Below are 7,772 nucleotides of genomic sequence, written 5' to 3' on the forward strand. Positions count from 1 at the left end.
AAGTGGATCCGCCGCGAGAAGCGGGACGCCAGTCCGGCGTTCGCGGCGAGGAACTGCTCGATCTCCGCCTCGTACCCGGCGACGATCACCACCACCTCGTCGCGGTGGTCCTCCATCAGCTTGACCAGCGTGTCGATCGCCTCCCGGCCGAAGTCGTTGCGGGCGTCCGGCGGGGCCAGCGTGTACGCCTCGTCGATGAACAGCACCCCGCCCCGGGCCCGCTCGAACGCCTCCCGGGTGCGCTGCGCGGTGTGTCCGACGTACTCGCCGACCAGGTCGGCGCGGGCCACCTCGACCAGCTGCCCGCCGCGCAGCACGCCCAGCGCGGTCAGCAGCTGCCCGTAGAGGCGGGCCACCGTGGTCTTGCCCGTGCCCGGCGGCCCGGAGAAGACCAGGTGCCGGGAGACCGACGGGGCCGGCAGGCCGGCCCGGACCCGGGTCCGGACGGCGGCCAGCAGGTCGATCAGCTCGGCCACCTCCTGCTTCACCGCGTCCAGGCCGACCATGGCGTGCAGCCTGGCCAGCAGGGCGTCCACGGCGGCGGCGGGCGGCTCGTCGTCCACCGGGCCGGTGCCCACCTCGCCGAGATCCTGCGGCAGCAGCTGCGCCAGCTCCACCCCGGACGCGGCGCCGCTGCCCGACAGCCGGAACGCCTGCCGGCTGACCATCTCCTCGAAGGTCTGCCGGGCCACCCGGGCGTTGCCGAACGAACCGGTGCGCGGCATCGCCTCGAACAACGTCTCCAGGGCGAGGCGGGTGTCGTACTCCAGGGCGTAGTGGTGGCTGCTGCACAGGCGCTCGACGATCTGCACCAGCTCCGGGGTGCTGTAGCTCTCGAACTCGACGGTCTTGGAGAACCGGGAGGCCAGCCCCGGGTTCGCCGCCAGGAACGTGCGCATCTGCGCCGAGTACCCGGCGACGATCACCACCACCTCGTCGCGGTGGTCCTCCATCAGCTTGACCAACGTGTCGATCGCCTCCCGGCCGAAGTCGTGCCCCGAGCCGCCGCCGTCGACCGGGGCCAGGGTGTACGCCTCGTCGACGAAGAGCACGCCGCCGATGGCCTCCCGGAACCGCTCGGTGGTCTTCACGGCCGTGCCGCCGATGTGTTCGGCGACCAGGTCGGCGCGGGCCACCTCGACGAGTTGCCCGCCGGGCAGCACGCCGAGGGCGGCCAGGATCTGGCCGTAGAGCCGGGCGACGGTCGTCTTCCCGGTGCCCGGCGCGCCCGCGAAGATCATGTGCCGGGACATGGGCGGCGCGGGCAGCCCGGCCGCCGCCCGGCGCTGGCTGATCCGGTGCAGCCCGACCAGGGTCGCCACCTCCCGTTTCACCCCGGCGAGGCCGACCAGCGCGTCCAGCTGGGTCAGCAGCGGCGCGACCGGGTCGTCCGCGGCGGGCGGCCCCGCGGGCCCCGACGGCGGGGGCGGTGCCGCCACCGCGCCGGAGGACGCCGGTGCCGGCGGGTCGTCGCGTACGGGCGGCTGCGGCGACCGTTCCCGACCCGGACCGGCCCCGTCGGCGGGTCCGGCCGGGTCGACCGGCGGCGTGCCGCCGTCGCCGCCGACGACCTCGACGGCGGCGTCGGCGACCGTGGTACACACCGGCCCTCCCTCGTTGCCGCGCAGCTCCGTACGGACCAGCCGCACCGGCTGGCGCGTCTGGACCAGCACCCCGGCCCCGGCGTTGCCGAACACCTCGCACCCGGTCAGCTCGCCCTGCGAGTCCCCGGCGAACCGCACCCCCGGCCCGCCGCTGCCCCGCACCCGGCTGCGCCGCAGGTGCACGGCCGCCCCGCGCTGCGCGGTGAGCCCGGCCCCCCGGCTGCCGAGCACGTCCACGCCGGCCGCCCGCAGCCGCCCGGCCGCCACGACCAGCCCGCTCGCGCAGTCGCGCAGCGTCACGCCGTCCAGGACCAGTTCGCCGCCGGTGACCGCCGCGCCGGCCGCGCCGGCCCCCGCCACCTCGCCCTGCCGGACGCTGACCCGGGCCTCCTCGGCGACCCGCAGCCCGTCCTCGGCCGGCCCGGTGACGGTGAGGTCCTCGACCTCGGGCCGGGAGTTGCCCCGGGCCAGGAGCCCGGAGCGGGCCCCGGCGACCGTCACCCCGTGGACGCTGCCGGTCGCCGCCCCGGCGAAGAGGAGACCCGCCCCGTCGGTGGCGGTCAGCGTGCCACCCTCGATCCGGGGGGCCGCCGTGCCGGTGGCCACCAGGGCCGCGCCGGTCGTCACCTCGACGCGGAGCCCGCGATAGGTGCCGGTGGCGGTGGCCTGGACGCTGATGCCGTGCCCGCTGCCGACGGCCACGACACAGTCGCGCAGCGTCGGGTCGGCGTGCCCGTCGACCAGCACCGCCGGGCCGGTCGCCGCGTGGATCTCGCAGCCGGTCAGCTCCGGGCTGCCCCCGGTCACCAGCACCGGGTAGCCGGCGGTGTCCGCGATCCGGGTGCCGACCAGGCGTACCGCGCCGTCCTCGACGACCAGCCCCGGGCCGTCGACGGCGCTGATCACGCACTGTTCCAGCAGCCCCCGTCCCCCGGCGGTGCACAGCACCCCGCTGCCGCGGACGTCGGTGAGGGTGCACTCGCGCAGGACCGGGTCGCCGCCGGTGATGGCGACGGCCACCGTGCCGATCCCGGCGATCGCGGTCCGGGTGACCTGTCCCGTGCCGGCGCGTTCGAAGAGGAGACCGGCGCCGCCGGGGTTGCCGACCCGACCGTCCCGCATGGCCAGTTCGCCGCCGGGCACGTGCACCGCGACGATGCCGCCGGCCCGTACGGCGCACCGGGTGAGCTCCAGCCGCCCGCCGCGGACCTGGACCGTCGGGAGCTGCCCCGCGCCGCCGACCAGTTCGATCCCGTGCAGCGTCACCGACCCCCCGCCGACGAAGAGCGCGACGCCCTCGCCGCCGTCGATGGTCACCGTGCCCGGCCCCTCCTCGGCGATCAGCGTGACGTCGCCGCCGAGCTGGATCTGCTCGCGGTAGCGGCCCGGCTGCACGACGACGGTGGCGCCGGCCGGTGCGACGGCCAACGCGCCCGCGATCGTCGGTTGGCAGCCCGGCTCCGTCTGGGAGACCGCCAGCATGGTGCTGTTCACTCCTCACCGTCCTCTCGTCTGGTCGGTAGCGCCCGCCCCGGCCGGTCGCCGCCCCGCGGCGGTGGCCCCGGCTCGGTGCGGCCGGTCCGCCCCGACCGGCGGGGTGCCCCGGTCCGTCCCGACGGGCAGGGCGAACAGCCGCCCGGCCGCGTCGACACCGGGTGCCACGGCCAGCGGTGGCGTGGGGCCGTTCGTGGCGATCCCGGCCGGGGCCGCTGCCCGGAGCCGGTCCAGGGTCTGTTCGCCGCCCGGGGTCGGCCGGCCGGCCGGCAACTCCCGGAGGAAGATCCGCTGCGGGGCACCGGGGCCGGCGGGCTCCACGGCGAGCACCTCGAAGCAGGTGCCGGCGGGGAAGACCGCCGGGCCGGACGCGCCGTCGGCGCGGGATGCGGTCCGTGTGCCGGCCGGGCCACCGCGCGGGGCGGCGGCGTGCACGGCGAGGCCGCCCAGCCGGCGGGCCCCCGTGGACCAGATCACGAACTCGGCCCCGGCGTCCGGGACCGTGGGTGCCCCCGCCGCCGGGGCCGTGGCGGGCACCGGGTCGACGTCGAGGAAGGCCGGCTCGACCAGGACCGTGCCCGGTCGGTAGCCGGGCCCGGGCGGTGCGGTCGCGGCACGGAAGACCGGGCCGAAGACCGCCGGCAGGCGGCGCAGTCCGTAGGCGACCCAGCGGGCCAGCACCGCCGGGTCGGCATCCGGCTCCGGGTCGGGGGCGTCGCGCAGGATCGCGTTCACCGTGTCCCGCTCGCCCACGCAGTAGGCGCGGACCGCGACCAGGCCGGCCGGCAGGTCGAGGGCGCTCACCGCCGCCACCCGCAGCCCCGGTTCCTCCGCCAGGGTCCGGGTCACCACCTGGACGTACGAGTCGTAACGCCCGGCGAGGATCCGGCGCAGCGCCACCCGGTCCTCGGCGGCGAGCGCACGCCCATCGGGCCGTAGCAGGACCGGTACCCGGGCAGGGCCGGCCGGCGGGGCGACCGGCTGCCCCGAGGTGGGCGCGCTGTTGCCGGCCGGCGGCGCGGTAGCGGCTGCCGCTCCGGACGGGGCCGGCGGTCCCGCCACGGGCGGCTCCGCCAGGGGGGTCGACGCAGGCCCGGGCGGACCCTCCGGCGTCGGGTCGATCCGCAGCAGATCGAGGCCCGGGGCCCGAAGCCCCTGCCACCGTCGCGCGACGTCCGACGGCACGAGCGCCGCGTCGACGGCCGACGCGGACCGGTCGGCCGCGAGCAGCGACACGACCGTGGGCGTGGGGTCCGCCGCGACGGCGGCCGGTGCGGGTGGCCCGGGGTCGGCCGGGCTCAGGGGGGACGGCGTGGGCTCCGGCGCAGGCCGGGCGGACGGCGTGGGGTCGGCCGGGGACGGCGTGGCGGACTGCGCGGTGCGGGCGCGAGGGGGCAGGACGGGGCCGAGGTCGGTCACCAACCGGGCGGCACCGGCAGGGTCCCGGGGGTGCCACCGGCGAAAGGCGCCCGGGGTGGTGAGCAGCCCCGTCGCGGTGGCCTCGGCCCGGGCGTCGCTGGCGACCACCGGACGACCGAGCACATCGGCGAGGGCCCCGAACAGCATTCCGGCCACGGCCGGGTACGGCGCGCTGCCGCGAAGCACCAGGGGCCGCCCGTCGAGCCACACGGCGGCCAGGTGGCCGGCGAGCACCCCGGGCGGCACCGGACGCCCGTCGACGCGGAAACCGCCGGCCCCGATCTCCACCTCGACGAGGAACGCGTCGAGGGGTGCCGGGTCGGGCTGACCAGGCGTCTCCGCGTCCAGGAAGGACCAGCCGCCCGGGATCGCCCGGCCCGGCGGCGGCCCGGCGGCGGCCGGCGGGAGTGGTGGCCTGTGGGTCGCGGCCCCCGCAGCGGGCAGGGGCGGCCCGGGGCGGTTGGGCTCCGGGCCGGACGCCGATGGGACCGGTAGCCAGGTGTAACCGTCGCCGATCCGGGTCACCTGCCAGCCCTCGGGCGTCCCCGGCCGGGCCTGATCCGAGTCGTCGGCCGGCCGGGCCTGCCCCGGGTCGTCGCCTCGCTCGGGTGGACCGGAGCCGTCGACCGGCTGGGACTGGTCCGGCAGCGGCGCGCACCACGCCGCGGGCGGGCTCTCCGGCCGGATCGGCCCGCCGTCGACGACGATCCAGCGCAACGCCGCCGGGACCGCCCGGGTGGACACCGCCGGGGCGTCCAGCGGCACCGACCCGTCGATCCCGAGGTCCGTGGCGAGCCCCGCCGCCAGGTCGGGTACCGCGTCGGGGTCGGCGTAACGGCCGAGCGGGACCAGCCGGAACCCGACCGCCGAACCGCCGAGATGCACGGGCAGCAGGTCGACGAGGAGACCGAACAGGTCCGGTCGTTCCGAGACCGCCGACGAGCAGAGCACCGGGGTGCGGTCCGGGTCGACCGGCAGGCGGGCGGCCACCCCGGCGAGGGCGGCGAACGGCTCGGCCTCGCCGTGCAGGAGGAGCACGTCGCCGACGAGAGCCGCGCGGACGGTCGCGGACGGGTCGCCCATCGCCGGCTACCCCGCCGCCCGCTCGCCGGGGCGCTCCGGGCCGCCCGGTCCACCGATGGCCTCGACGAGCGCCGCCCGGGCGCGGTGCACCGCCACCGCGTCCACGTCGGGCACGGTGTAGTCGGCCGCCCGGATCGCGGCCAGCAACCCCGGGTCAGGGGCGATGCGGTACCGGGTCAGGTAGTGCCCCGCGGCGGCCGACCACACCCAGCGGCCGTCGCCGCGCAGGTCCGTCGGCACCTCCCGGGCCGGCTCCATGACGTCGGGCACCCGGACCGGGCTGGTGACCAGGCAGAACCCGGCGGCCAGATACCCGGCGACCCGGTCCGCCTCGGCCGCCGACAGCCGGGGCCGGTCGGCGCCGAACGCCGGGATCCCGGCGGCGTCGAGGGCGTCGAAGGTCGCCGCGATCCGGACCGGCTCGGCCGGCCGGGCGGCCCAGAGCAGGACGGCCCGGTCGAGCGCGTGGCGCTGGTAGGACGGCAGGTCGACGGCGTCCGCGAAGACCTCGACCAGCGGGTCGTGTTCGCCGGCCGCCACCAGCGCGGCCTGGATCCGCGCGGCGAGCGCGACCGCGCCGGCGCGGGCCTGCGCCAGGTAGACGCGCCTGGCCGGCGGGTGCGGCGTCGCCGTGGCCGGGTGCCGCCAGACCCGCCACAGCCCGACGGGTTCGGCGCTGCCGTCGGCACCCGCGACGGCGGCGACGGCGGCCCGGTCGGCCGGGTCCGGCCCGGCTTCGCCGACCGGGTCCGCGCGCCCGCCGGCGGGACGCGCCGGGGTCAGGGCGTAGGGCGGCGGGTCGTCCCGCTCGCACCGGGGCACGTCGGCGAGCAGGTCGGCCGGGAAACCGGTGGCGGCGAGCGCGCCGGTGAGCAGCCGCGCGTCGGCGTCGGTCAGGCGGACCTGCCGGGCCAGGGCGGCGAAGGCCACCGCCCGGGCCACCTCGGTCACCTCGCCCGCGGCCAGCCACCGGCGGGCGGCGGCGAGCAGCGGCCCGGGGGCGTGCCCGGCGACCCGCAGCAGCAGCCGGTGCAACGCCGACGGCACGATCATGCCCCCACAACGTGGGGCTCGCCGGAGTGGTTCACCCCGATCTGCTCGGCGTCGCACATCGCGGCGAACAGAAACGACAGCGAACGGTGCACCGCCACGGCGTCGACCACCGGCGCGGCGTGGTCGGCGGCCCGGATCGCCGCGAGCAGGTCCGGCTCGGGGGCGAGACCGTAGTGGTCGGTGTAGTAGGCGACCGCCTCCGACCACAGCCACCGCCCGTCGCCCCGGATGCCCGTCGGCACCGCGTCGGCGTGGTGTTCCGGGTCGAAGACGTCCGCCGCCCGCTCCGGGCTGGCCAGCAGCGGCACGCCCGCGCCCAGGTACGCGGCGACCCGCTCCGCCTCGTCGTCGGTGAGCGTCGCGGGCGGGGCGGCGGGGTCCGGCGCGGCGGCCATCCGCAGCGGCTCCGCGGGGCGGGCCGCCCAGAGCAGCGCCGAGTAGGCCAACGCCCGCCGCTGGTACTGCGGCAACTCCCCCGGGTCGGCGAAGACCTCGACCAGCGGATGCCGCTCACCGGCCGCCTCCAGGGCGGACCCGACCCGGGCGGCGAGGGCGACCGGTTCCCCGCCCTGCACGAGGTAGAGCCGCTTCGGGGGCGGGTGCCGCGCGTCGAGGGCCGGGTAGCGCCAGGCCCGCCAGAGTCCCACCGGCCCGGGTTCGGCGGCCACCGCGGCCACGGCGACCCGGTCGAGGTCGTCGGGCCCGCCCGGGCCGTCTCCGCCGACGGTCAGGTCCAGGCTGTACGGCACCCGGATGCCGGGTTCGGCCAGCACCTGCGGGCCGACCGGGGCCATCCCGTACGCCACCGGCGGGCCCCCCGCGCCTTGATGCAGCCCGGTCAGGACACCGACGTCCTCCCCGGCGTCGCTGAGGATCCCGGCGAGCAGGTTCGCCTCCGCCCCGGTGACCGGGAGGTGCCCGGTCAGGCAGGTGAACGCCAGCGCCTGGGCCACCTCCGTCAGTTGCCCCGCCGCCAGCCACTGCCGGGCCTCGCCGACCAGCTCGTCCGGCACCTGCCCGGCGAGGCGCTGCAGGAGGCGGTGCAGAGCGGTCCCCCGGTCGGTGGCCGGCTCGGTCGTCGCGGTCATGCCCCCACAACGGGCACCGGTGCGGTTCGGT

General features: G+C 78.3%; 3 protein-coding genes and 2 pseudogenes. All 5 read right to left on the minus strand.

Translation table 11 applies throughout. From position 1 onward, the window contains the following. Positions 1–533: pseudogene (locus tag LPA42_RS18340) on the minus strand (AAA family ATPase); the annotation flags it as partial. A gap of 111 nt (positions 534–644) precedes the next feature. Further along, a pseudogene (locus LPA42_RS18345) lies at positions 645–3,086 on the minus strand (right-handed parallel beta-helix repeat-containing protein); the annotation flags it as partial. Positions 3,087–3,101: 15 nt separating this feature from the next. Beyond that, complete coding sequence (locus LPA42_RS18350) at positions 3,102–5,600, minus strand: hypothetical protein (protein WP_096761631.1); 2,499 nt, start codon at positions 5,598–5,600, stop codon at positions 3,102–3,104. Positions 5,601–5,606: 6 nt separating this feature from the next. After that, positions 5,607–6,653 carry a hypothetical protein gene (locus LPA42_RS18355; protein ID WP_077937316.1) on the minus strand — a complete coding sequence of 349 codons (1,047 nt, stop codon included), beginning with the start codon at positions 6,651–6,653 and terminating at the stop codon, positions 5,607–5,609. Next, positions 6,650–7,741 carry a hypothetical protein gene (locus LPA42_RS18360; RefSeq protein ID WP_077937315.1) on the minus strand — a complete coding sequence of 364 codons (1,092 nt, stop codon included), beginning with the start codon at positions 7,739–7,741 and terminating at the stop codon, positions 6,650–6,652. Before LPA42_RS18360 ends, LPA42_RS18355 begins: the two co-directional genes overlap by 4 nt. Between the last annotated feature and the right edge of the window lie 31 nt (positions 7,742–7,772).

Origin of the sequence: Micromonospora sp. DH13 (assembly GCF_020873825.1) — a bacterium.
In the GTDB taxonomy this organism is placed as follows: Bacteria; Actinomycetota; Actinomycetes; order Mycobacteriales; family Micromonosporaceae; genus Micromonospora; species Micromonospora haikouensis.

Coding starts and splice junctions, on each gene's coding strand:
- LPA42_RS18360 (WP_077937315.1), bottom strand. CDS start 7,741: ATGACCGCGACGACCGAGCCGGCCACCGACCGGGGGACCGCTCTGCAC.
- LPA42_RS18350 (WP_096761631.1), bottom strand. CDS start 5,600: ATGGGCGACCCGTCCGCGACCGTCCGCGCGGCTCTCGTCGGCGACGTG.
- LPA42_RS18355 (WP_077937316.1), bottom strand. CDS start 6,653: ATGATCGTGCCGTCGGCGTTGCACCGGCTGCTGCTGCGGGTCGCCGGG.